The sequence below is a fragment of the Stenotrophomonas beteli genome, assembly GCF_001431665.1.
GTDB lineage: Bacteria > Pseudomonadota > Gammaproteobacteria > Xanthomonadales > Xanthomonadaceae > Stenotrophomonas > Stenotrophomonas beteli.
This window is the reverse complement of record NZ_LLXV01000019.1, coordinates 124,255-147,385: the sequence shown is the minus strand read 5'-3', so window position 1 is coordinate 147,385 and position 23,131 is coordinate 124,255. Positions and strand designations below refer to the sequence as shown.

21 protein-coding genes are annotated in these 23,131 nt (G+C 67.4%); 5 read left to right on the top strand and 16 right to left on the bottom strand.

Annotated features, from left to right (window positions below; translation table 11 throughout):
* The first annotated feature begins 169 nt into the window (after positions 1 to 169).
* Complete coding sequence (proP, locus tag ARC23_RS04235) at positions 170 to 1,660, top strand: glycine betaine/L-proline transporter ProP (RefSeq protein ID WP_057496080.1); 1,491 nt, start codon at positions 170 to 172, stop codon at positions 1,658 to 1,660.
* A 72-nt stretch (positions 1,661 to 1,732) separates the two neighbouring features.
* Here proP and ARC23_RS04230 read toward each other — a convergent pair whose 3' ends face one another.
* The 10 genes from ARC23_RS04230 to ARC23_RS04185 form a co-directional block, all read right to left on the bottom strand.
* Complete coding sequence (locus tag ARC23_RS04230) at positions 1,733 to 2,362, bottom strand: hypothetical protein (RefSeq protein ID WP_057496079.1); 630 nt, start codon at positions 2,360 to 2,362, stop codon at positions 1,733 to 1,735.
* 3 nt (positions 2,363 to 2,365) lie between these two features.
* A complete protein-coding gene (locus ARC23_RS04225) occupies positions 2,366 to 2,707 on the bottom strand; it encodes a type II toxin-antitoxin system prevent-host-death family antitoxin (RefSeq protein ID WP_057496078.1) in 342 nt (113 codons plus the stop codon).
* 70 nt (positions 2,708 to 2,777) lie between these two features.
* Positions 2,778 to 4,364, bottom strand: coding sequence for a sensor histidine kinase (locus ARC23_RS04220; protein ID WP_057496077.1), 1,587 nt, complete (start codon positions 4,362 to 4,364; stop codon positions 2,778 to 2,780).
* A 9-nt stretch (positions 4,365 to 4,373) separates the two neighbouring features.
* Positions 4,374 to 4,778: a response regulator gene (locus ARC23_RS04215; protein WP_057496076.1), complete on the bottom strand. Its 405-nt coding sequence runs from the start codon at positions 4,776 to 4,778 to the stop codon at positions 4,374 to 4,376.
* 141 nt (positions 4,779 to 4,919) lie between these two features.
* Positions 4,920 to 6,374: a surface lipoprotein assembly modifier gene (locus tag ARC23_RS04210; RefSeq protein WP_057496075.1), complete on the bottom strand. Its 1,455-nt coding sequence runs from the start codon at positions 6,372 to 6,374 to the stop codon at positions 4,920 to 4,922.
* 90 nt (positions 6,375 to 6,464) lie between these two features.
* Positions 6,465 to 7,229: a Slam-dependent surface lipoprotein gene (locus ARC23_RS04205; protein ID WP_057496074.1), complete on the bottom strand. Its 765-nt coding sequence runs from the start codon at positions 7,227 to 7,229 to the stop codon at positions 6,465 to 6,467.
* Between the two features lie 52 nt (positions 7,230 to 7,281).
* Positions 7,282 to 10,398 (bottom strand): TonB-dependent receptor, encoded by a 3,117-nt coding sequence (locus ARC23_RS04200; RefSeq protein ID WP_057496073.1) that lies wholly within the window; start codon positions 10,396 to 10,398, stop codon positions 7,282 to 7,284.
* A gap of 180 nt (positions 10,399 to 10,578) precedes the next feature.
* The gene (locus ARC23_RS04195) at positions 10,579 to 11,535 is read right to left on the bottom strand and encodes a FecR family protein (RefSeq protein ID WP_057496072.1); all 957 of its coding nucleotides are present in this window, start codon (positions 11,533 to 11,535) and stop codon (positions 10,579 to 10,581) included.
* Positions 11,536 to 11,617: 82 nt separating this feature from the next.
* The gene (locus tag ARC23_RS04190; protein WP_057496071.1) at positions 11,618 to 12,121 is read right to left on the bottom strand and encodes an RNA polymerase sigma factor; all 504 of its coding nucleotides are present in this window, start codon (positions 12,119 to 12,121) and stop codon (positions 11,618 to 11,620) included.
* 128 nt (positions 12,122 to 12,249) lie between these two features.
* Complete coding sequence (locus ARC23_RS04185; protein ID WP_057496070.1) at positions 12,250 to 13,176, bottom strand: LysR family transcriptional regulator; 927 nt, start codon at positions 13,174 to 13,176, stop codon at positions 12,250 to 12,252.
* Positions 13,177 to 13,326: 150 nt separating this feature from the next.
* Between ARC23_RS04185 and ARC23_RS04180 the strand changes: the two genes are divergently transcribed.
* From ARC23_RS04180 to ARC23_RS04165, 4 genes are all read left to right on the top strand, one after another.
* Positions 13,327 to 14,193 (top strand): pirin family protein, encoded by an 867-nt coding sequence (locus tag ARC23_RS04180; protein ID WP_057496069.1) that lies wholly within the window; start codon positions 13,327 to 13,329, stop codon positions 14,191 to 14,193.
* A gap of 72 nt (positions 14,194 to 14,265) precedes the next feature.
* Positions 14,266 to 14,946 (top strand): hydrolase, encoded by a 681-nt coding sequence (locus ARC23_RS04175; RefSeq protein WP_057496068.1) that lies wholly within the window; start codon positions 14,266 to 14,268, stop codon positions 14,944 to 14,946.
* A gap of 53 nt (positions 14,947 to 14,999) precedes the next feature.
* Positions 15,000 to 15,641 carry a hydrolase gene (locus ARC23_RS04170; protein ID WP_057496067.1) on the top strand — a complete coding sequence of 214 codons (642 nt, stop codon included), beginning with the start codon at positions 15,000 to 15,002 and terminating at the stop codon, positions 15,639 to 15,641.
* Between the two features lie 148 nt (positions 15,642 to 15,789).
* Entirely contained in the window at positions 15,790 to 16,188 is a 399-nt protein-coding gene (locus tag ARC23_RS04165) for an OsmC family protein (RefSeq protein WP_057496066.1), read from the top strand.
* A 63-nt stretch (positions 16,189 to 16,251) separates the two neighbouring features.
* Here ARC23_RS04165 and ARC23_RS04160 read toward each other — a convergent pair whose 3' ends face one another.
* The 6 genes from ARC23_RS04160 to ARC23_RS04135 form a co-directional block, all read right to left on the bottom strand.
* The gene (locus ARC23_RS04160; protein ID WP_057496065.1) at positions 16,252 to 16,581 is read right to left on the bottom strand and encodes a hypothetical protein; all 330 of its coding nucleotides are present in this window, start codon (positions 16,579 to 16,581) and stop codon (positions 16,252 to 16,254) included.
* A 97-nt stretch (positions 16,582 to 16,678) separates the two neighbouring features.
* The gene (locus ARC23_RS04155; protein ID WP_057496064.1) at positions 16,679 to 18,424 is read right to left on the bottom strand and encodes a putative porin; all 1,746 of its coding nucleotides are present in this window, start codon (positions 18,422 to 18,424) and stop codon (positions 16,679 to 16,681) included.
* Between the two features lie 42 nt (positions 18,425 to 18,466).
* Positions 18,467 to 19,132, bottom strand: a complete 666-nt coding sequence (locus ARC23_RS04150) for a cell envelope integrity protein TolA (RefSeq protein WP_057496063.1) — start codon at positions 19,130 to 19,132, stop codon at positions 18,467 to 18,469.
* A gap of 39 nt (positions 19,133 to 19,171) precedes the next feature.
* Positions 19,172 to 19,585 (bottom strand): ExbD/TolR family protein, encoded by a 414-nt coding sequence (locus ARC23_RS04145; protein ID WP_005409874.1) that lies wholly within the window; start codon positions 19,583 to 19,585, stop codon positions 19,172 to 19,174.
* Positions 19,586 to 19,595: 10 nt separating this feature from the next.
* A complete protein-coding gene (locus ARC23_RS04140; protein WP_057496062.1) occupies positions 19,596 to 21,380 on the bottom strand; it encodes a DUF2341 domain-containing protein in 1,785 nt (594 codons plus the stop codon).
* Between the two features lie 38 nt (positions 21,381 to 21,418).
* Entirely contained in the window at positions 21,419 to 23,035 is a 1,617-nt protein-coding gene (locus tag ARC23_RS04135; RefSeq protein ID WP_057496061.1) for a ShlB/FhaC/HecB family hemolysin secretion/activation protein, read from the bottom strand.
* Positions 23,036 to 23,131 lie beyond the last annotated feature (96 nt).

The window sequence follows — 23,131 nt, the reverse complement described above, 5'->3', positions numbered from 1 at the left end:
CCGCATGTCCACCGTTACGGCGGTGCGTTGTCGTGCGCGTGGCGCCGTGCGTGCGCACATTCCCTCTGCCCCCGATGCCCCTGCGCCACCTGCGCCTGCATCGCCGTTTCCGATTTCCGGGACCTACCTCACCGCTCATTTCCCCTCTTCTGCCTACAAGGGAGCCCCCATGCAGGACACCCCCGATGCACATGCCCATTTCGGCTGGTTCAAGCGCCGCCGCCACCTGAAGGTCGATGAGATCACCGTCGTCGACAAGCCCATGCTCAAGCGCGCCGTCGGCGCCGCTGCACTCGGCAATGCCATGGAGTGGTTCGACTTCGGTGTCTACGGCTATCTGGCCGTCACCATCGGACAGGTGTTCTTCCCGTCCAGCAACCCCACCGCGCAGGTGATCGCTGCGTTCGCCACCTTCACCGTGGCGTTCCTGGTGCGGCCGCTGGGCGGCCTGGTGTTCGGCCCACTGGGTGATCGCTACGGCCGCCAGAAGGTGCTGGCATTCACCATGATCCTGATGGCGCTGGGTACCTTTTCGATCGGCCTGATTCCCGCCTATGAGCGCATCGGCATCTGGGCGCCGGTGCTGTTGCTGCTGGCGCGCGTTCTTCAGGGCTTCTCCACCGGCGGCGAGTACGGCGGCGCGGCCACCTTCATCGCCGAGTATTCCACCGACCGCAACCGCGGCCTGATGGGCAGCTGGCTGGAGTTCGGCACGCTGGGCGGCTACATCGCCGGCGCCGGTACCGTCACCGCGCTGCACATGCTGCTGAGCAGCGCGCAGATGCTGGACTGGGGCTGGCGCATTCCGTTCCTGGTGGCCGGCCCGCTGGGCCTGCTCGGCCTGTACATGCGCATGAAGCTGGAGGAAACCCCGGCATTCCGCGCCTTCGCCGAAGAAGCCGAGAAGCGTGAGCACGAGCGGCCGGGGCTGGGCGCGCTGTTCCAGGTGCATGGCCGCCAGCTGCTGGTGTGCATGGGCCTGGTGCTGGTGTTCAACGTGACCGATTACATGCTGCTGACCTACATGCCCAGCTACCTCAGCGTCACCATGGGCTATGCCGAGAGCAAGGGCCTGCTGCTGATCATCATCGTGATGCTGGTGATGATGCCGCTGAACATCGTGGGCGGGTTGTTCAGTGACCGGCTGGGCCGCCGCCCGATGATCATCGGTGCGTGCATCGCGCTGCTGGTGCTGGCCATTCCGTGCCTGCTGCTGGTCGGCAGCGGCAATGACGGGCTGATCTTCCTCGGCCTGATGCTGCTGGGGCTGGCGCTGGTGTGCTTCACCAGCTCGATGCCGTCCACGCTGCCGGCGTTGTTCTACACCCCGGTGCGCTACAGCGCGCTGTCGATCGCCTTCAATGTGTCGGTGTCGCTGTTCGGTGGTACCACGCCGCTGGTGACCGCGTGGTTGGTGGAGCGTACCGGCGACCCGCTGGTGCCGGCCTATTACCTGATGGGCGCGGCGGTGATCGGCCTGGTGACCATGCTGTTCGTGAAGGAGACCGCCGGCCTGCCGCTGCGCGGTTCACCGCCGGCGGTCGGCAGCGAAAGGGAAGCGGCTGCGCTGTTGAAGAGCGATGCGCCGGTGACGGTGGACCCGACCTTGCCCCCGCTGCCGGAGGCTTCCGGACCCGAGCCGGTGAAGCCGGCGTTGTAGAGCCGGGCCCGCGCTCGGCTGCTGTTCGGGGAATCAGCCGAGCCCAGGCGCGGCTCCACAACGTACGCGCCCTCAATCGCGCGGGCTGTTCAATTCCATCGCACGCATCACGATCGGCTTGGCCCAGCCCGGTGTGTGCAGCAGGTCGGTGACCGCAATGGGGTACTGCAGTTCGCCTGCGGCCATGGCCAGTACCGGCAGCGGTACCGCGCCGCCGTGCGCATCGGCCGCGGCGCTGTTGTCGTAGACATGCAGCTCGGCCAGGTGCGGCAGCAGTTCCAGCAGGTTCGCGCGCGCCGAATCGAAGCGCGCGTGGATCTTCTCCACTGGAATGTCATGGCCACCGGCGGCGACCCGCGCGGCAACGCGGGCGATATGCAGCTCGACGTTGGCCAGGCCACAGAACCAGATGGCCACGTGGTGGTGGTCGCAGGCCTCGCGCAGCAGGCGCGGGATGGTGTTGCCCCCCAACGTGGTCTCGAAGGCGAAGTCGGTGCCCTCGGCCATGGCCTGGCGCAGGCGGCGGGTGCCTTCCTGCCAGGCCTCGGCGTTGGCCTCCGGCAGCGGCCAGCCGGCGTCGACCAGGCGGCGGGTGAAGGAATCCGGGTTGAACCAGCCCAGCCCTTCGGCGTCCAGCCAGGTGCCCAGCAGCGAACTCTTGCCGGCGCCATTGACGCCGGCCAGCGCCAGGATGCGTCCCATCGATCAGAGCGGACGGCCGAGGGTGACTTTGCGGCCGCGCCGGATCGGCTGGCCCAGTACCTTGCCCAGCCCTTCCCCGCGCTGCAGCCCGGCCAGGGTCTGGTCGAACTCGCTGCGCAGGCGCAGCAGTTCCTCGCTGCGCTCATCGGCATCGCCGCCAGCAGCCTTGGCCAGCAGCTCCTGATAGGTGCGGATATCCACGATCACCGCTTCGGGGTGATTGTGGTTGGTGATGACCAGCGCCTGCTTCTCGCGCACAGTGCGCATCAGGCTCGGCCAGCCCCGGGTCTTCACCGACGAGGCAGGGGCCTTTTCCAGGCCAGGCAGGTCCAGCGGCAGGGTCATGGCACGGCTCCAGGCAGGATGGATGAGCACCACTATACCCAATTTGGCCAAATTGGAGATAAATCCCGTTTTACCCAGGCGGCGCGGTGCCCGGGGCGTCGGTCTGCAGCAGACTGTCGCGCTCGCGCAGCGGGAAGCGGATCCAGGCATCCAGCCCCTGTGGGCCAAAGCGCAGCTCGCCGCTGCCAGCCAGCTCGTACGGCACGCGCTGCTCGATCAGCGCCCGGCCAAGGCCACGCTGCCGGGGCAGCTGCCAGCCCTCGACCTCGGCGTGGCGCTCGCACCAGTGCAGGCCCAGCCAGGGCTGCCCGTCCTGGACCTGCAGGTCCCAGGTCACTTCGATCCGGCCGTCTTCATGGGTCAGTGCGCCATGCCGGAGCGCGTTGGTGGCCAGCTCATGGATCGCCAGGGACAGTACTTCGGCCGCCTTGGGCGGCAGCAGCACGTCCTCACCCTGCAGGCGGTAGGGGGCTGCCGCCGGCGCCTGTGCCGCGATCTCCTCGTCGAGCATGCCACGCAGGCAGACCCCGGCGTTGGCGCCACGGGTCAGCAGGCTCTGCGTACGCGCCAGCGACATCAGCCGCCCGCACAGCCGTTCAGCATACTCATCCACGCTGCCGACCGACTCGCGGGTACGCCAGGCAATGGCATGGATGGTCGACATGATGTTGCGCACGCGGTGCTGCAACTCGGCCAGCAGCACCGATTGACGCTCGGTGGCACGCTTGAGGTCGTCGATATCCACGGCGATGGCAAATACCCCCGTCACCTCGCCGTCTGCATCGCGCAACGGCGCGGCGGCCACGCGGGTCCAGCGGGCGCGCCCGTCGTCATGGATGAACTGGAACTCCAGCCCCGGCACCACCGTCTCCCCCCGCAAGGCCCTGGCGATGGCGAAATCCCTGGGTTCAATGCGCGAGCCGTCGGGGTGCCACCCCTGCCAGCGGTCCTGGTTGGGCTGATCCGTGGAGGGCACCTTGCCGGTAGGAAGGTAGGTACGCATCTGGTCGTTGGACAGCTGCAGGCGCCCCTCGGCGTCGACAATGCAGACGCCCACCGGCAGCACCTTGAAGGCCAATGCCAGGCGACGGTCCGCCTCGCGACGCTTCTGCTCCTCGCGTTCGCGTGCCGATTGGGCCACGTGCGCCGCTGTCGTCTCGAACATGGTCACCAGCACGCCGCTGATGCGCCCCTCGTCGCCGCGGATCGGGCTGTAGGTAATGGTGAACCAGACATCTTCCAGCCGCCCGCGGCGCGCCAACGGATAGAGTTTGTCTTCGTAAGTGAGGGTTTCGCCCTGCCACACACGCTGGTAGATCGGCCCGTTGATATGCCACACCTCAGGCCAGCACTCACGGGTCGGCTGGCCGAGCCCGCCGGGATGCTTGTCGGCCAGGATCTCGGCATAGCCATCGTTGTACAGCTGCACCAGCTGCTCGCCCCACAGCACGATCATCGGGAAGCCGTGGGCCAGCATCAGGTCGACGGTGGCGCGCAGGTGCGGCGGCCATCGTTCAAACGCTCCCAGAGGGGTGGATGCCCAGTCATGGTGGGCAATGCGCGCCGCCATGCCATCGTGGCGCGCATGCGGGTGCGGTGCAGGCGGCATTGCGCCACGCACCCCGGTGGCATGGATGCCTTCAGGACGGCGCGACATACCGCGCAATCAGGCGATGCCCGCAGAGACCTGCGGCGTCGCCACCAGCCCGGCCAGCTGCTGCACCAGGGCTTCGATGTGATAGGGCTTGGTACAGCGCGGCACGCCGACGAAGCGGCTGGGCAGGTTGTCGTCGTAACCGGAGGTCAGCAGGAAGGGCGTCCCCGCCTCGGTCAGCCGGTCGGCCAGCGGATAGACCTGCTCACCGCCCAGGTTGATGTCCAGCAATGCCACATCGATGGGATGGGTATCGACCAGCTGTCCCAGCGCCTGCAGGTCACCAGCGGGCCCCACCACCTGTGCCCCTTTCAACTCCAGATAATCGACCAGGAACATCGCGATGGCGAATTCATCCTCCGCCACCAGTACACGCAGCCCTTTCAGGCCTTCTGGTTTATTGCCCGCTTCCAGCACGACCGGCGCTCCTCGATTCGATGCACGCGGCCCAGTTCTGCCGCAACGCCCGCAGGATGCGCGAACCGGGCTACAAGAGCGCGTGATGATCGATGAAGACTGCGACCGCGATCCGTTCACCCCGGCATTGCAGCAGTGCGTTCAGAAGGCCCGTTCCCATTTCAGGCTGAACAGGCTGCGATCGTGGCTGTACAGCCAGCCGACGTTGCTGTCGATGCGCGCATAGCGCAGGCTCAGGCTGGGCACCAGCCCGGCCACGGCCAGGCGCTCGCTGCGGACGATGGCGATCAGGTTCTGCTCGTCATCCCGCCTGCGCGCCTCCAGCAACGCGCTCCAGGCGCCGTAGTCGCGGTGGCGCAGCGACACGAACACCGTGGCCGTGGTGCCGGGCCACTGCCGGGCCGCGCCCAGCCGCAGGCCGCGCTGGCGGTGGCCGTTGGCCGGGTCGGCAGCGCTGCTGCCGGTCAGGTCCACGCCCGCGAACAGGGTCCAGCGCGGGTTGAGCGCGCGGAACCAGGTGGCATACAGCGCCGCCAGTTCGCCATCGTAGTTGTCGGCCAGGCCCGGCCGCCGGTAGCGCTGGCGCTTCCAGTCGGCCTCCAGCTTGAGCAGACTGCGCGCGTCCAGCGCGTACTGCCATTCGCCGTGCATGCCACTGCCGCCCTGCAGGGCGTGGCTGCCCAGCGCCTGGTAGTCATAGCTCGGCGCCAGCTGCAGGGTGTGCCGTGCACTGCGCCAGCTGTAGCCGGCCTGCACGCTGGCGTTGAGCTCGTTGTATGCGCTGTAGCCACGCCAGGCCTGGCCGAGCGCCAGCCCACGCACGTACAGCCCATGATGGCCGGCCAACGCCCAGCGCCGTTCCAGGTTGGCGTCGTAGTCCAGGCCGATGGCGCGCTGCGCTCCGGGCAGCGTGCGTTCGATCAGGCAGGTGTCGCCGACACCGAACAGGCAGGTGCGGCTGGCCGAACTGCGGTTGATGTTGTCGCTCCATGCAGGCCCGGCGGCGACCGCACCCTTCCAGCGCCTGCGTGCCTGCAACGCATCAAGATAGCTGTCCACGCGTGCGCGCACACCCGCGGTGGCCGGATCGTTGCTGTCGATACCGGCCTTGATTGCACCGAACAATGCCACCGCCTCGCGGTCGCGCTGGTCTTCGGCATAGACACGCGCCAGTTCAAGGCGGGCCGGCAGGAAGTCCGGCTGCGCTGCCAGCAGCGCTTCGTGCTCCTGTGCGGCGCGCGAATGGTCACCGGCCGCGCGCGCCAGCGCACCCTGCGCATAGTGGCGCAGCAGCGGATCGTGCCCCGGAAGCTCGATGTATTCAGCCAGGAACGCCGCAGCGGCCGGCCACTGCTGGTGCTGCAACGACAGGTACAGCGCCTGGCCGAGATCATCGACGGTGCGCTCCACCCGCACGGTCTGGCCATCGATGGTGAGCGTCGGCCGTTGCGATTCGGCCTGTTGCAGGCGCTGCTGGTCCTGCTGCTGGTGGCGCAGTTCGCTGCCCTGTTCGAGCACGCGGCGCAGATCGTCCTGCTGGGCGCGCACGTCGGTGGCAACCAGCAGCAGGATCACAAGGAAAATGGGGGGGCGCATGGTCGATCCGTGGCGGTGCATGCAGCGGGCCGAAGCAGGGACTGGCGGATCGCGGCTTGTCCCTGCCCTGCCCCGTCAGGGGCGTGGCAATCAGTTCTTGGTGCCGCCGAAGGCGGTGTCGTACTGGCTGTTGCCGGCGAACGTAGCGATACCGGCCAGGGTGGCAGCGTTGGCGCCGAAGAACTGGCCCTGGCTGTTGCCGGTGACCGAACCGTTGGCCACGGCGGTGCCGGCGAAGGACGCATCGGCGCTGTTGATGTTGGCGCTGATCGCCAGGGTCTGGCCAGCACCGGTCAGGCCGCCGGTCAGCTTGCCGGTAGCGAAGTTCGCGGCGAAGGTACCGCTGAGCAGGTTGCTGCCGTTGAACCTGTTCAGGCCGGCCACCGCGTAGGTGGCGGTGCCGCTGGGCAGCGTGGTGCCAGTGCGGTCGCCAGCGAAGTACACCTGGTGGTTGTTGAAGCCACCCGCGGCGCCATCCTTGGACCATTCACCGAACCACACATCGCCACTGCCCACCTTGACGAAGTTGAAGTGGCCCATGCCGGCATGGTTGCCCGGCGTGCCGGTGATCGGCATGGCCAGCGTACGCACGGTCACGTTGCCCACGGTGGTGGGCGCCGAGTACGCGGCCAGGCCCTGGAAATCGACCGGCTTGCCGTTGGAGACGGTGCCGACACCGATGCCGGCCTTGCCTGCACTGTGCGGGCCGCCGTTGACTTCGGAAGCACCGACCTTGACGTACAGCTGCGCATCGGTGGCCGGGCTGGCCACACCGACGATGTCGGCGGCCTGGGCGGCACCGGCCAGGGCGAAGGTGGCGGCCATGGCCAGTACGGAACGGGAGATCATCTTCATGGAACTACTCCTTGGGTTGAGGGAACGACGGGTACAACAACAGAACAGGTGATCAGAAGCGCGCAGTGACACCGAGCTTCAGCGTGCGCCCCGGCGCCGGCAGCGTGGAGCGCGTGGCCGGGTCGACGTAGTAGCGGTTGCCGAGGTTGATGCCGACCAGCTCGACGCTGGCGTGGTCATTGAAGCGCCAGCGCGCGTAGGCATCGACGGTGGTGATGTTTCCCCAGGTGAACGGCACGTTCTGCCAGACCAGGCCACCACTGCCGGCGTACAGGCGGTCACGATAGGCTTGCAGGTCCGGGTTCTGGTGGCGCTGGTAATGCACGATGCGGCTGCCCAGCTCCAGGCGCTCATTGAACAGCCGGGTGCCCAGCGACGCGTTCACCGACAACCTTGGAATGGCCTGGGTCAGCAGGTAGCCACTGACGAAGCCGTCCTGCACGCAGTTGGGCACCTTGCCGGCCAGCGCATCGAGCTGCACCGCCATGCTTTCGTCGCACACCTTGTTTTCCAGCGTGCGGCTGATGCCCAGGTCGGTGAAGACGCGGCGGTTGTCGAACCGCGCCTGCAGCTCCACGCCGCGGATGCGCTGCTTGTCCAGGTTGTCGAACAGGAAATTGCCGTCGCGCTCGATCACGTTGCGTGTCCTGTGCACGTAGTAGGCCAGCTTCACGTCGGCATCGGCGGTGTTGCCGAACAGCCCCGACAGCTCGTGCACATAGCCCACTTCGTAGTTGTAGGCATGCTCGGGCTTGAGCGGATACAGCGGGTTCAGGCTGCTGGAGAACGCAATGGTGCTCTCGAACATGCTGGGGAAACGCATCGCCTCGCTGTAACGGACATAGGCGCGGGCGTGAGGCGAGAAATGCGCGGTGGCCGAGAAGGTCGGCAGCCAGGCATGGTCGCGCCTGCGCTCATTGCGCCCGGACACCGCCTGCGGCCGCCCGCTCTGGATGCTGCACAGGATCTGCGCACCCTGTACCGGCAACAGCCCGGGAATGGCCGCCACCTCGCCATTCAGGCAGGGATTGCTGGCACGGCGGTAGTTGCCGTCCGCATCCGGCAGCCACGGAATGCCGTGCTCCACCGCCACCGGCGTCTCATACCTGCTCAGCAGGCCCTTCAACAGGTCATCAACGATGAAGCCCATGCCGATGCTGTCCCAGAACGCGCGCTGCGACTCGATGGCGTCGATCTCGCCCTGCAGGCTGGCCGGGCGTTCGGGCAGTTCGTTGACCCGGTAGCGGGCTTCCTTGGGAAACACCGGGGTGGTCATCAGCTCGGGATGTTCCTGCAGGAAATCATCGAAGGCCCAATAGCGCGCGTAGCGCACGCCGGCGCTCAGGGACAGGAAATCCACCGGCCGCCAGTCCAGCACCAGGTAGCCCTCGCCTTCCTGGCGGCGCCCGGCGCGCGGGTACATGCGCCAGCCATCGCTGACCCCGAAGTACGGGTCTGCCGAGCGCAGTTGCTCGAACTGCCAGTTGCCGCCCACGGTCAGGTCCAGGGTGGAATGCACCGCGAAACGGTTGCTCAGGGTCAGGCCGGTGCGGTCGTTGCGAGCATTGGCCAGCGCGGTATTGCGCAGGATCGGGCTGCTGCCGGGGTTCGCGTCGGGATTGCTGGCAAAGTTGGGAAAGCCGCCGGCGGTGTAGGTATCGCTGGTGGTTTCGGTGCGCCACAGGTTGGCACGCAGGTCCAGCCAGCGGCTGCCGGCGGGCTGCCAGTGGTATTCCAGGTTCCAGGCATCGGCATCGACGCGGCTCAGCGGCCACTGGATGCGGCCGTAGTCGGGCGCGGACAGGATGCGCGATGGCATGATCTCGCCGTAGTGCGAGAGCGTGCGCCGCCAGGTGGCGCGCAGCTGCTGGTCGTCGTTGATCTGCCAGGTTGCCTTCAGCAGCCACGATTCCTGTTCGCTGGAGGTGTTGGGCACTTCGTCGCCGGGCTTGAAGTAGCGCGCCAGCGTGGTGATGTAGTCCAGGCCCTTGTACTCGAACTGCTCGCGCGGATCCTGGTCGTAGTACGCCGCGCCCCGGGTTCCGGAAAAGTAGTTGCCGCGCTTGCGCCAGGCATAGGCGGCCATCAGGTCCACGTGTTCGCCACGCAGGCCCAGCGCCAGGCGCCAGGCCTGGTCTTCCCCGGCGAACACATGGGTTTCAGAACCGCGCGACTTCACCGGCACCAGCAGCGTGCTGTCGGCATACGGTGCCGAGGGCGAGCCCTGCGGGAACCTGGGCACCGTGCGGTAGTCCTCGCCGGTATGCAGCCGCGGCAGGCGTGGCGCCACCGCATTGCTGCTGCCTTCGATCTTCAGCTCCCCGCCGAAGCGCTCACCCGCTTCCACGATGTCATCGACGTCGATGGTCTTGATCACCAGCGCGCCACCGATCCCGCTGTGCACGTCGCGCACCAGGCCTGGCCCCTTGATGACCTGGATGCCACCTATCAGGTTGGGATCGATGTAGTTGCGGTTGCTGACGCCGTTGTAGCCACGCCACACGGTCAACGCCTGCTCGCCACCGTCGATGCTGACCGGCACCCGCCCCGGCCCCTGGATGCCGCGGATGTTGATGTCCAGCGCGCCGCTGTTGCGCGCATCGCCGCTGAACACACCGACCAGATCCTTGACCACGTCGGCCGGATTGGAGCCGCGGTAGCGCTCCACCCGGTCGCGCCCCGAATACGCGGTGGTCATGTCCAGCGCGAACACATCATCGTAGCCGCGCCGATCGCGGGCCTCGCCCCCTTCCGAAGTCAGGCGACCGGCCACGTCCAGTGTCTCGGTCACCCGCGCCCCTTCCCCTTCACCCGCCTCCGCTGCGGCACGCAGGTTCCAGGTGCCGTCCAGGCCGCGCTGTGCGCGCACGCCGCTGCCGCGCAGCAGCTGCTGCAGGGCCTGCATCTGGCTGTACTCGCCGTTCACCGCGCTGGAGCGACGGCCCTCCACCAGGTCACTGCGGAACACCACCTGCGCATCGGCCTGGCGGCCGAACGCACGCACCGCATCGGCCAAGGGCTGTTCGGGAATGGCGTACGTGCGCAACGGCGCGACAACCGACGGTTGCGCCTGCGCGCTCGGCACCCAGGCCATCGGCAGCAGTGCGGTGGAGATGGCCAGGGCCAGAACAGTGGCGCGACGGTGACAGGCAGATGCCGTGGACGGCATGGACAGGAACTCCTCAAGCGGGGCGGGACCACCGGCACATCCGATGCCGGCAGTGTGTCTGGCTCGAGGAGAAACGCTGTTTCGCTCTGGCTATACCTCTATAGACAGCGGGGTGCGACGACTGCCCACGGTTTTTTCATTTTTTTCATGCGGCCGGCTCATGCATGCTCCGCAGGTCCTTCACCACACCAGCAACGCACCACCAGGCAAGCGCTGCACGCGCAGTCCCGCCTGCGCGGCCACGGCGTCGATGGCCGCGTCCGCTTGCTGCAGATGGAACAGGCCACTGACCCGCACGCGGGCGCCCTGCCCGCCCAGCACCCAGACCGGTGCACGGCGGTAGCGGCCGAGGTCGGTGATGGCCTGTGCAGCGGGCAGATCGTCGATGGCCACCTCACCACGGCGCCACGGCGCCATCGCCTCCGGGTCGACCTGCCGCAGCGGCTGCAGCCAACGCCCGTCACGGAACGCGCCCGCCTGCCCGGCACGCAGGCGCTGCATGCTGCCGTCGCCGGGGCGTGCATCAACCACGCCCTCGCTGACCTGGGTGGTGATCGTGGCACCCTGCATCGACACGCTGAACGCGGTGCCAACATCACGGATCTGGCCACCGCCGGCCTCGACCTGGAACGGCCGCTGCTCATGCACCACCTGGAACCAGGCCTGCCCGCGCAGCAGGCGCACGCGCCGCTGCTGATCGTCGAACTCGAGCGCCAACGCGGTGCCGGCATCGAGTACCGCGGTGCTGCCGTCGTCCAGCTGCACCACGCGCGGCGCATCACTGCTGCGCAGGTCACTGCGCGCCAGCATCAGCGCCTGCGGCGCGGCCGCGACCATCAGCACCACCACCGCTGCGCTGGCCAGCAGCCACGGCAGCCGGCGGCGCGGTGCGATCAGACGCAGCCCCTGCCGATCTGCGGTCACCTCTGGCAGCGCGGCCAGCACCTCCGGCCCGGCAGCGTCCAACCGCTGCCAGAAAGCCTGCTGCTGGCGCCAGGCCAGCGCATGGCGGCGGTCGGCCTGCAGCCAGCGCAGCAGGGCTCGTTGCTGGCGTTCCGGCAGCGGGCCTGCACTGCACCGTATCACCCAGCGCAACGCCTGCCTGGCCTGACGCGGCGAGGGTTCGGACGTGGTCATGGTTGTGGCCTGCCGCACCACGAAGGGGTGCGCTTTCCAGTTGTGACAACGGCGGGCGCGATCTGCCCACGGCAATCGCCGCTCATCGGCGCATTCCCTGCTGTTGTTGCTGGATCAGCAGCGCCGCGCGCAGCACATGCTTGCCGACCAGGCTCTTGGAGATTCCCAGTCGGGTGGCGATCTCGCGCTCGCTCAGGCCCAGGTAACGGTTGAGCACGAAGCACTCGCGCACCTGCGCCGGCAAGGCGAGGATGGTCTGGGTGATCTCGCGCAGCTGCGCCTGGTCCAGTGCCTGCGCCTCGCCATCGCGACTGGCCCCGGCCATGTCGACGGCGTACTCGGCCATGGCACGCCGCTCGCGGGCGTCGGACTGGCTGCGGTTGAGCGCGTGGTGATAGGCCATCCGGTACAGATAACCGCGCGGCTCCAGGATCGGTGGATCACCGGGCACGCTGCTGGCCTTCAGGTACAGGTTCTGCAGGGTGTCCTCGGTACTGGCGGGGTCGAGGTAGCGCGCGATGAAGCGGGACAACGCACGGCGCTCGCGGATCAGCAGCTCGACCAGCGCCAGGGCATTGGGAGACATAGGTGCCAAGGCCGGACCGGGGAATGATGGGCGTGATGGCGACGGTCCGGACGTGGATTGTGGGCTGCACGGCCGCAGGCGGCAAGCCACGGCCCCGGCATCATCCACGCATGGTGTGGATGGAAGACCTAGGGTTCCTCCAGCGCCTCGAAACGCTCGGCGAGGTAATCGATCAACGCGCGCACCGCTGGCAACAGGCCGCGTCGCGACGGGAACACCGCGTGCACGATGCCATGCTTCGGCACCCACTCCGGCAGCACCGGCACCAGTGCGCCACGGGCCAGCTCGTCGCTGATCATCATCCGCGGCAGCATCAGCAGGCCCACCCCGGCCACCGCGGCGGTGCGCAGCGCGATCATGTCATCGCTGACCAGCCGTGGGCGGTGGTGCACGCTGGCCAGCACATCGTCCGGGCCGGTGTATTCCCAGGCATGCTGCTGGCTGGGCGATGCCAGATCGACGGTCGGCATCATCGCCAGATCGGCCGGCACCTGCGGCGTGCCCAGCCGCTGCAGCAGCGCCGGACTGGCACAGGTGCACCAGACCCGGCGCGCCAGCACGCGTACCACCAGGTCACTGTCCTCCAGTGGCGGCGGCCGCACCCGGATCGCCACGTCCACACCCTCGCCCACCACGTCCACGCGGCGGTTGGTGGCGTCCAGCTGCACCGTCACCTGCGGGTACAGGGCCAGGAAGTCGGCCAGCATCGTGCCGATGCGCGCATGCAGGATCGCGATCGGGCATGCCAGGCGGATGGTGCCGCGCGGCTCGGCGCGTGACATCGCAATCGCTTCTTCGGCCGCTTCGGCCTCGACCAGCATGGCCTTGCAATGGCGGTAGTAGTCCTGGCCGACTTCGGTGACCGAGAAACGCCGGGTCGAGCGCTGGATCAGGCGCACGCCCAACCGTTCTTCCAGCAGCGCGATGCGCCGGCTCAGTTTCGACTTCGGCATGGCCAGCGCCCGCCCAGCCTGCGAGAAGCCGCCGTGCTCGACCACCATGGCGAAGTAGAACAGATCGTTGAGGTCACAACGGCGGATATCTGCGATGAACACGGGGCGGTCTCCTGCGGCCCACGGCCTGCGAGCATTGTTCACCAGATAGGACTATGACGGCAAATATTGGCGTCTACTGGGCCAATTGTCACGGCGATATCGTCTTCGCAACGAAGAACAGCGGCCGGCAGCCCCGGCCAGGAGATCGCCATGAAGCGTGTCACCGGTACCTACAGTGCCCCCCGCCCGCACTGGGTGGGCGACGGATTCCCCGCCCGCTCGATGTTTTCCTACAACACCCACGGCCAGCACCTCAGCCCGTTCCTGCTGCTGGACTACGCCGGCCCCTACACCTTCGCGCCCAGCGATACGCCGCGTGGTGTCGGCCAGCATCCGCACCGTGGTTTCGAGACGGTCACCATCGTGTACGAGGGCGAGGTCGCGCATCGCGATTCGACCGGCGCCGGCGGCACCATCGGCCCGGGTGACGTGCAGTGGATGACCGCGGCCTCCGGCATCCTCCACGAGGAATTCCACACGCCGGAATTCAGCAGGCGCGGCGGCACGCTGGACATGGTGCAGCTGTGGGTGAACCTGCCGGCGCAGGACAAGATGGGTGCACCGGGCTACCAGACCCTGCTCGACGCAGAGATTCCCTCGGTGGATCTGCCCGATGGCGCCGGCCGCGTGCGGGTCATCGCCGGTCGCTTCGACGGCCACGCCGGCCCCGCCCGGACGCACACGCCGATGGATGTCTGGGACATCCGCCTGCAGCAGGGCCACCACGCCGAACTGCCGGTGGCCGATGGCCGCACGCTGGCGCTGGTGGTGCTGAAGGGCACGGTGCGGATCAACGACGGCCAGCCGGTCGGCGAGGCACAGCTGGTCACCTTCGACCGCAGCGGCGAGGACGTGTTCGTCGACGCCGACAGCGACGCCACCGTGCTGCTGCTCAGCGGTGAACCGATCGACGAGCCGGTGGTGGGCTATGGCCCGTTCGTGATGAACAGCCAGGCCGAGATCGCGCAGGCGGTCAACGACTTCAACAGCGGCCGCTTCGGCCAGATCGCGCACTGATCGTTTCAATGCGGCGGGCATTGGCCCGCCACACCTTCCGGGCCATCGCCCACCTTCTCCAGGAGACTGACCATGAGTACCCCCGCCAACTTCAAAGGTGCCCGCCCGGTGATCGATCCGGACAATGCCGCGATGCTGCTGATCGACCATCAGAGCGGCCTGTTCCAGACCATCGGTGACATGCCGTTCACCCGCGTGCGCGCCCACGCCACTGCGCTGGCCAGGATGGCCACGCTGGCGAAGATGCCGGTGATCACCACCGCCTCTGTCCCGCAGGGCCCGAACGGCCCGCTGATCCCGGAGATCCACGACGCGGCCCCGCATGCCCAGTACGTGGCGCGCAAGGGCGAGATCAACGCCTGGGACAATCCCGAGTTCGTCGCTGCGGTGAAGGCCACCGGCCGCAGGCAGCTGATCATTGCCGGCACCATCACCAGCGTGTGCATGGCGTTCCCGTCGATCGCCGCCGTTGCCGATGGTTACCAGGTGTTCGCGGTCATCGACGCGTCGGGCACCTACTCGAAGATGGCCGAAGAGATCACCCTGGCCCGGGTGGTGCAGGCCGGCGTGGTGCCGATGGACACCGCCGCGGTGGCCTCGGAGATCCAGCGCACCTGGAACCGCGACGATGCCCAGCAGTGGGCCGAGGTCTACACCAGGATTTTCCCGAACTACCAGCTGCTGATCGAAAGCTACCTGAAGGCACAGGACGTGCAGAAGAACCACGAACAGCTGGATTCTCAGCGCAGCTGAGCTGCCCCGGTTGACCGCCGATCCTCGGCACTTCCCCGAACAGGAGACCCAGCATGTCCAGTGAACCGATCCGCGACCCGGCCAGCGATCATCTGCTGACCCCGCAGAATTCCGCCTTCATCATCATCGACTATCAGCCGGTGCAGGTGAACTCCATCGCCTCGATGGACCGCCAGCTGCTGGTCAACAACATCGTCGGCACCGCCAAAGCCGCTGTGGCTTACGGCCTGCCGATCGTGCATTCGACGGTGAACGTCAAGACCGGCCTGAACAAGCCGCCGATTCCGCAGCTGCGCAAGGTGCTGGGTGGCTACCCGACCTACGACCGCACCACCATCAACGCCTGGGAAGACGTCGAGTTCCGCAGCGCGGTGGAGGCCACCGGCCGCCGCAAGTTGATCATGACCGCGCTGTGGACCGAGGCGTGCCTGACTTTCCCGGCCCTGGATGCGTTGAAGGAAGGCTATGAGGTGTACGTGGTGGTCGACGCCGTCGGCGGCACCTCGCTGGCCGCGCACGATGCGGCGCTGCGCCGCATCGAACAGGCCGGTGGCCAGCTGATCAGCGTCCCGCAGCTGTTCTGCGAGCTGCAGCGCGACTGGGCCCGTTCGGAAACGGTGCCGGCCTTCATGAGCCTCTTCATTGAAACCGGTGGTACGGCGGGCATCCAGTTCTCGTACGATCGTACCGAGTGATTGGGTGGCGGCGCCGGTACTGGCTGGCGCCGCCTTTTGGAGCAGTCGAGCATGGCTCGACTCTACAGTGGGTTTGGTCGAGCATGGCCCGGCCCTATAGTGGGGCTGGCCGAGCACGGCTCGACGCCATGGACAGATGGAGAATGTGATGGCCTACGCACGCATTGTTTCGACCGGCGACAACTACCTGCACCACATCAGCAATGGCGGCTTCGACGTGGATGCCGATGAACCCGCCTCGCTGGGTGGCCAGGGCAAGGGCTTCGCGCCGTTCGACCTGTACCTGGCCTCGCTGGCGGCCTGCACCGCCATCACCCTGCGCATGTACGCGCAGCGAAAAGGCTGGGAACTGGGTGAGTTCCATGCGGAGCTGCGCTCGGACCGTGACGAGGATGGAAGTTTCCATGTGCACCGCGTACTACGTTCCAGCGCCGAGCTGAGCGATGCGCAGTGGCAACGGTTGCTGGAGGTGGTGGAAAAGACGCCGGTGACGCTGGTGATGCGCGAAGGCGCACGCATCACCAGTGAGCGTGGAGGTGCAGCATAACCCCATCCACGCATGGCGTGGATCTACGGTAGAGCCGAGCCCATGCTCGGCGCTACGGACGGCTCAGCGCCGTGAATGCAGCACGGTGCGCTGGCGCATCGCGTTGAATTCCTGCTCCACCTGCTGGATGTCCTCGGCCTGGAAGCCGGCCGCATCCAGCAGCTGGCCAGCGGCGGCCGCAGCCAGCGGGTCATCGTCGCGCTGGCGCCAGCACCGCGCCGGCAGGAAGTAGCCCACTTCGCTGCGCCCGCGCATGATCACCACCGGCCGTCCCGCATACAGCAGGAACTCCGCCAGGTGCTGGCGCAGGCCCTCCACCGAGACATAGGCCGGCCCGATGCCCAGCATCTGGCTGGACGGTTCGGAACTTTCGAACAGCTTGCGACGGCTCATCCACTCCTCCTTATATGCAACGCGTGGTCTCCTTTCCCTAGACGGGCGCATCGCTGCGCCCCCGCCACGCACTCCGTGAACCGCATCACGCCGCCACTCAGAAGCCGGTATTGAACTCCAGCTGGAAGACATCGATCGACAACGGCGCACCGGACACTTCCTTGGCCGCCATCCACTTGCCGCTGATCCAGCTGCGCGCATCCAGCGCGTAGGCACCACCCACGTAGTAGCCGCGGGCATTGGTACCGCCGAGGTGGAAGTTCGGGTCGTTGTAGGCGTCCGGCAGCGCATCGGCCTCGATGCGCTTGTAGCCCAGCAGCGCCTGCCACTGGCCCTTCTCCTTCAGGTCGGTGGCGCCGAAGGTGGCCTGCAGCATCCACGCGGTATCGCCACTGCGGAAGGTGTCGATGCTGGCCGCACCGCCGGCACCGTAGTTGTTGACGATGCCATTGTTGGCGCGGTTGAACATCGCCTGCTTGTCATAGGCAAGGTTGCGGATGTAGTCGCCGTCCAGGCGCAGTCCGATGCCCTGCACCAGCTGCGTATCCCAGCGCAGGTTCAGCGTGGCCAGGCGGAATGCCGAGGCCAGGCCGACGTACTGCGGGGTGGGCGTGTTGGCCGGATCCAGCGGGTTGCGCGCGATGTCGCGGATCAGCATCAGCGTGTTGCCCTTCTGCATGAACGCCGGCCGCGACCAGTCGGTATCGCAACCGTCGGCGCCGGCATACAGCAGGCACGGCGAGGACAGCCGGCCACTGATGTTCTTGAAATCGTAGTAGCCCACCGCGGCGCGCAGGGCATTGCCCTCGCTGAAGCGCCAGTTCACGCCCACCTGCGCGCCCGAGAGCCACTTGTTCTCGTTGGGCGTCTTCACCTGGTTGCGGTTCGGCGCATTGTCGGAGGTGTACTCCAGCGGTACCACGGCCAGAGTGCCGAACAGGCCGAGATCACCGCCGTCGACGTCGTACGTCAGGTTGGCGGCCAGGCCATCAACGTTCAGGTCGTTGGAGAACAGCGTGTCGCTGCTCCAGAACGGATTGCCGAAGCGACCGCCGCGCACCGTCACCCAGCCGGCCGGGCTGTAGGCCAGCCAGGCCTGGTCCAGCCACACGTCCTTCTTGCTCAGGCCGCCACCGAGCTGTTCGGTGGTCGACACCGGGCCATTGTTGCTGCCGCTGGCCAGCCGCACGCCGGCGGATGTGTGCTGGCCGATGGTCGCCTCGATGCCCAGGCGGGCGCGGATGCGCCACAGGTTGCGGCGGTCCTGGCGGGTATTGAGCAGCGGTGGCAGTTGCAGGTTGGTGTTGGTGTTGGTGTCGAAACCGTTGCCGGAATTGATCGACGACCAGTTGCTCACGATGTCGCTGTTGCGTTCGGAGAAGAAGCGCGACTCGCTGCGCACGCGCATGTCACCGGTGACCTTGATGCGCTTGGTCCATTCGGCCACTTCGTTCGGTGCCGCCCAGCCCTCGGACTTCGCCTGCGCCATCACCTCCTGGCGCACTTCATCGCGGATGCCGTCGCGCACGCTCTGCGGCACATAGGGTACACGCACGTCGCCGGCTTCCAGGGCGACACCGCCACTGGCGGCAGCACCGCCGGTGGCCACCGCGCGCTGCGCGGCAGCGGCTTCTGCCTCGGCCTGCAGCAGCAATGCCTGGCCGTCTTCGGGCTTCAATGCGCCGCTGGCAATCAGGCCCTTGATCAGCTTGACCATGGTGGTTTCAGCGGCCATCGCACCGGCCGGCGCGGCCAGGCTGAGCAGCACGGCGCAGCACAGCAGCGCCCGTCGGGCCGGCCGCAGGCGGCGGGAATCGGTTCGTGCGCGGTCGTGGTCGTTCATCACGGTTCTCATCCAAAGAAGGAAAATCACGGAAGTCGGGAATCAGGCGCCGGGACGGCGGCCCTGGATCAACACGCGGGCGGGAAAATCAAGCGACGGTGGCGGCGCCTGGTCGACCTTGCCGATGCGGCGCAGTGCGTCGAGCACGGCCGCGTCGGCCTCCTCGTTGCCGCTGCCGCGCACCAGCTCGACCCTCTCCAGCCGGCCATCCGCGCCCAGCCAGACATTCACCTGCAGCTGGAACGCCAGGCGCTTGACCTTGTCGTCGCGCGAAATCGCCTGCTGCATCAAGTAGCCGAGATAGCGCCCATAGGTGGCATTGCCGGCACCGCCACGGCCGACGCCGGACGAGCCGCCACCGCTGCCTGACTGGATGCCGAAGTTGTCACCCCCGGCCTGCGCGTCGGCATTCATCGTCACCGGGTCGGCGTTGTCCGGGGTTGGCGCCGGCTCTTCGGCCGGCGTCGGCTGATCCAGCGGCTCCGGCTCGGGAATGGTCTCTTCCGGCGGCGTTTCGGGTTCCGGCGGCTTTTCCGGTGGTGGCGGTGGCGGCGGAGGGGGCGGCGGCAGCGCCAGCATCGGCGGCTGCACCACCGGCCGACGGGTACTGGCAGTGTCCCTGAACAGCATCCACCACACGGCGATGCCGAGCACCAGCAACGCGGCCAGCACCAGCGCGACGGTCACCAGCAACTGGCGGCCGCGCATGCCGGGCTCCGGCCGAGGGGGTTGATGGGCCGTCATGCCTCAGCCCTGCGCCTTGCCGGTGACCAGGCCGACCTGGGCCAGCTCCAGCCGCCGCAGCAGGTCCAGCACCTCGACCACGCGGGCGTACTGCACCTGCGCATCACCGCGCACGATCACCGGGAAATCCGGCGTGGTCGCGCGCTCAGTGCGCAGGCGGTCTTCCAGTTCGGCCATCGTCACCGGGTAGGCATCCAGGAACACCTGTCCACTGGGGTCGATGGTGATCGCCTTGGTCTTCGGCTTCTCCAGCGCGACGCTGTTGCTGGCCTTCGGCAGGTTGACCTCGATGCCGGGGATGGAGGCGTTGCTGGTCAGGATGAAGATCACCAGCACCACCAGCAGCACGTCGACGAAGGGCGTCACGTTGATGCCCTTCTCGCGCTTCTTGATGCCGAACTTCGCCTTCTGGCCCATGGCGCGCCCCTCAGCCCTGGACCGCGGCCGGGCCGCGCCCGTCCTGCTCTTCGGCCAAGCGCGCGGCGAACTCGTCGATGAACACCGCCATGTCCGCGCCGATCGCTTCGGCACGCGCGCCCAGGTAGTTGTAGCCGAACAGCGCCGGGATCGCGACGCCGAGGCCGGCTGCGGTGCACAGCAGTGCCGCGGCCATGCCCGGCGCCACCGAGTTGATGTCCACCGCGCCGGCCATCGCCGCCACCACGAACACCAGCATGATGCCGATCACGGTGCCGAACAGGCCCACGTACGGCGCACCTTCGATGGTGGTCGACAGCCAGTTCATGCGGCGAGCCATCGCTTCCTGCTCGCGCACCATCACTGCATCCATCGAGGCACGGATCGCGGCGATGGTGGCCCCGCTCAGGTAGCCGCTGTTGCCGTCTCGCTGATGGCGCTGCTGCATCTCATCGATTGCCACCTGGTAGATGCGCCACAGCGAGCCATCATGCATGGCGGCCGGCGCTTTGCCCTGGCGGTCCATGTCGGACAGGGTGCGCAGCGGCACGCCGGACAGCTTGCCGAAGCTCTCAGTGAACACCGCATTGGCCTTGCTGGTACGACCGAAGTGGCGGCTCTTGGCGATCATGATCGCCCACGACAGCAGCATCATCAGGCCGAGAATGGCGACCACCACCCAGGCATCGAACGGCATCGCCTTGAGGATGAAGGCGAAGTGGCTCTGCCCGGCGGATTGCTCGTCGGCGCCGTAGCTGATCAGGCGCGAGTCGGCGCCCTGAGCGGTGGCATCGGCCAGCAGCAGGGCGGCCGGACGTGCCACGCGTGAGATACGCAACTCATCCAGCGCGCCTTCGAAGCTGGCCAGCGGCTGCGCCGCGCCCGGCGCATCGGCGCCCACCACCGGCGCGGTGGCCAGCGCCGGCAGCTCGCCGCTCAGCTGGGCGACCACGCGGCCATTGAGGTAGAGCTGAACCGCGCCCTTGTCCGCCGTCAGCGCCACATGCGCCCACTGCCCTTCCGGAATCGGCTGCGCCGGCGTACTGCGCTGGCCATTGAGCTGCACGAACGGCACCCGGTTTTCGATGCCCAGCACCAGTTCGGAAGCACCGTCACGACGGGCATAGATCGCCTGTGCAGCGTTGTTGCTGCCTGGCTTGATCCAGGCCGAAACAGTGAGCGGCGCGCCCGCCTCCTGCACAAGCGACGCGCTGGCCGGCAGCGGCAGCGGCGCGGTGCCCAGCTGCACGCCGCGACCGATCACCGAGCCTTCCGCCGGGGGAGCCACGGCACCGGCGTTGTTGCCGTAGGCGGTGGTATCACGCGCCGGGGCGTTGGCTTCGGCGAAGTGATAGACCAGCGTGTAGTCCGGATCGAATACCTGCTGGCCGTTGCCACTGGCTGGCGCCTTCTCGTTGCCGTAGTACATCCAGATCGTCTGCGGTGCCGCAGCGCTGACCGCCGGCACGTCCACCCAGACCAGGGCAAGGCCAAGCTTGGGATCGAACTGTTCGATCTGGTGGGCCAGCACGGTGCGGCCATCACCCGAGACAAACCGGAGGTCGTTGCCCGCGTCCTGGGTGCCGTCGAAACCGAAGTTGCCGGTATGCAGGCGCAGCAGCAGCGGCGTGCGGCCCGGGTCACCGGCGAGGCCTGCACCCTGCGGGCCGGCGTCGACGGTGATCGGCTTGCGGTACTTCCATTCGGCCTGCCACCAATTGGCATCGGCCGCAGCGGCCGGCAGCGCAACCAGCGCGGCCAGCAGCAACAACACTCGGGAAAGCAAACGGTCCATGCGAAGGGTCTCCGGAGAACGCATGTTCAAGGAAAGGTTCAGTAGCTGGTGCTGATGTTGAAATGCAGGCGCGGGTCGTCCTTGCGCGTGACCGGGCCATCGGCGTAGGGCCAGGCGTAGTCCAGGCGCAGTTGCAGGTGTTCACCCAGGCGCAGCTGCGCGCCCAGGCCGACCGAGGCCAAGTTGTACTTGTCACGCTGTTCAGGCAGCGGTTGGCGCAGGCGCAGGTAAGCCGCGTCGGCGAAGCTGTAGACACGCAGGTCGGTGCCGCTCCACAGCGACCACGCAGGCGTGCGCCATTCCAGGCTGGCCAGGCCGCCGTAATCGCCGATCGCCTCGGCCGACAGATAGCCGCGCACGGTGTACATGCCGCCGGCGGCGAACTGCTCGGCCGATACCAGCGGCGCGTCGGTCACCTGCAGCGAGCCACGCGCGTACCACTGCCAGTCGTTGCCGAAGGTGTGGGTGTTGGCCACGTCGGCCTTGAAGGCCACGAAGCTCGGGTCGGCCCAGTAGCGCTTCTGGCCGAACGCGGTGGCGTCGCTGCCGTAACCGAACAGGCGGCGGGTACCGGCCACCAGCTGGGTGTTGATGCTCAGCTGATCCTGCTCACCCTGGCGCACGCCGACGAACGCCAGGGTAATTGGCGCGTACTTCAGCGGTGTCTTCAGGCTGTCCTTGCCCATCTGCGTGTCTTCCTCGGTGTCCTTGAAATCCACACCGAGGCTGAGCTGGCGCCACCACTGGCTGCTGCCGGCAAGGCGGTAGTTGAGCTTGAGGCCGATCGAATGGCCGTTGCCGATCACGTTGGTGCCGGTGCCGGTACCGACCTGTCCGCCCGCGTTCAGCACGCGACTGTCGGACGTGTAGCCGGAGGCTTCCAGGCTCCACGGCGTGCCTTCGAACGGCATCGTGTACGAGGCCGACAACACCTTGGCCTGCTTGGTATCTTCCGGCGCCAGGTACACGCCGAGGTTGGCGCTGTGCCCGCGCTTCCACAGGTTGTCGTAGGCCAGCGACGCACTCAGGCGCAGCTTCTCGGTGTCGGCACTGTGGTCGTTGTTGAGTGACGCGCTGGCACGCCACGGCGACTTCTCCTCGACCTGCAGGTCCACATCCATCGTGCCCGGCACCTGGCCTTCGCGCACCAGCGGCATCACCTGGCGACGCCCGCCTTCGTTCAGTGCGGTCAGTTCCTTCTGCGCCTGGTCGAAGTCAGGCACCTTGCCCTCGGCCAGCGCCGGTACACGTTCTCGGATGCGTTCGGGCGATTCGTGCTTCGTGCCCACCACCCGCAGCTGGCCGATCGGTGTCTGCTGTACCTTCAGCAGCACTACGCCACCACTGACCTGCTGCTCGGGCAGCTCCACGTAGACCGACTGGTAGCCCGCCTGCTGGTACAGCGCATTGACAGCATCGCGTGCCTTTTCGACATCTGCCAGGGTCTTTCCCGGGCCGAGGAAGGGCTCGACGGCGCGCTCGATCTGGCGCGGATCGAGCACGGTATTGCCGCGCACGATGTACTCATTGATGTTTACGCTGGGCGCAGGCGCTGCCTCCTGAGCGAACAACGGCAGCGGCAGCGCCACCAGGGCCAGCATCAACGGATGCAGGCGCAGCGGAGGACGGACGGCTCGGCACGGAACAGGATTCATCGAAGGCATCGCGTCGTATCGAAGGGAGTGGCCAGGGAGCGGCGCGTGGATCTACCAACAGGACGTGTACATCGCGTCAAAACCGCCAACACTTTT

Coding starts and splice junctions, on each gene's coding strand:
- proP (WP_057496080.1), top strand. CDS start 170: ATGCAGGACACCCCCGATGCACATGCCCATTTCGGCTGGTTCAAGCGC.
- ARC23_RS04230 (WP_057496079.1), bottom strand. CDS start 2,362: ATGGGACGCATCCTGGCGCTGGCCGGCGTCAATGGCGCCGGCAAGAGT.
- ARC23_RS04225 (WP_057496078.1), bottom strand. CDS start 2,707: ATGACCCTGCCGCTGGACCTGCCTGGCCTGGAAAAGGCCCCTGCCTCG.
- ARC23_RS04220 (WP_057496077.1), bottom strand. CDS start 4,364: ATGTCGCGCCGTCCTGAAGGCATCCATGCCACCGGGGTGCGTGGCGCA.
- ARC23_RS04210 (WP_057496075.1), bottom strand. CDS start 6,374: ATGCGCCCCCCCATTTTCCTTGTGATCCTGCTGCTGGTTGCCACCGAC.
- ARC23_RS04205 (WP_057496074.1), bottom strand. CDS start 7,229: ATGAAGATGATCTCCCGTTCCGTACTGGCCATGGCCGCCACCTTCGCC.
- ARC23_RS04200 (WP_057496073.1), bottom strand. CDS start 10,398: ATGCCGTCCACGGCATCTGCCTGTCACCGTCGCGCCACTGTTCTGGCC.
- ARC23_RS04195 (WP_057496072.1), bottom strand. CDS start 11,535: ATGACCACGTCCGAACCCTCGCCGCGTCAGGCCAGGCAGGCGTTGCGC.
- ARC23_RS04190 (WP_057496071.1), bottom strand. CDS start 12,121: ATGTCTCCCAATGCCCTGGCGCTGGTCGAGCTGCTGATCCGCGAGCGC.
- ARC23_RS04180 (WP_057496069.1), top strand. CDS start 13,327: ATGAAGCGTGTCACCGGTACCTACAGTGCCCCCCGCCCGCACTGGGTG.
- ARC23_RS04175 (WP_057496068.1), top strand. CDS start 14,266: ATGAGTACCCCCGCCAACTTCAAAGGTGCCCGCCCGGTGATCGATCCG.
- ARC23_RS04170 (WP_057496067.1), top strand. CDS start 15,000: ATGTCCAGTGAACCGATCCGCGACCCGGCCAGCGATCATCTGCTGACC.
- ARC23_RS04165 (WP_057496066.1), top strand. CDS start 15,790: ATGGCCTACGCACGCATTGTTTCGACCGGCGACAACTACCTGCACCAC.
- ARC23_RS04160 (WP_057496065.1), bottom strand. CDS start 16,581: ATGAGCCGTCGCAAGCTGTTCGAAAGTTCCGAACCGTCCAGCCAGATG.
- ARC23_RS04155 (WP_057496064.1), bottom strand. CDS start 18,424: ATGAACGACCACGACCGCGCACGAACCGATTCCCGCCGCCTGCGGCCG.
- ARC23_RS04150 (WP_057496063.1), bottom strand. CDS start 19,132: ATGCGCGGCCGCCAGTTGCTGGTGACCGTCGCGCTGGTGCTGGCCGCG.
- ARC23_RS04145 (WP_005409874.1), bottom strand. CDS start 19,585: ATGGGCCAGAAGGCGAAGTTCGGCATCAAGAAGCGCGAGAAGGGCATC.
- ARC23_RS04140 (WP_057496062.1), bottom strand. CDS start 21,380: ATGGACCGTTTGCTTTCCCGAGTGTTGTTGCTGCTGGCCGCGCTGGTT.
- ARC23_RS04135 (WP_057496061.1), bottom strand. CDS start 23,035: ATGAATCCTGTTCCGTGCCGAGCCGTCCGTCCTCCGCTGCGCCTGCAT.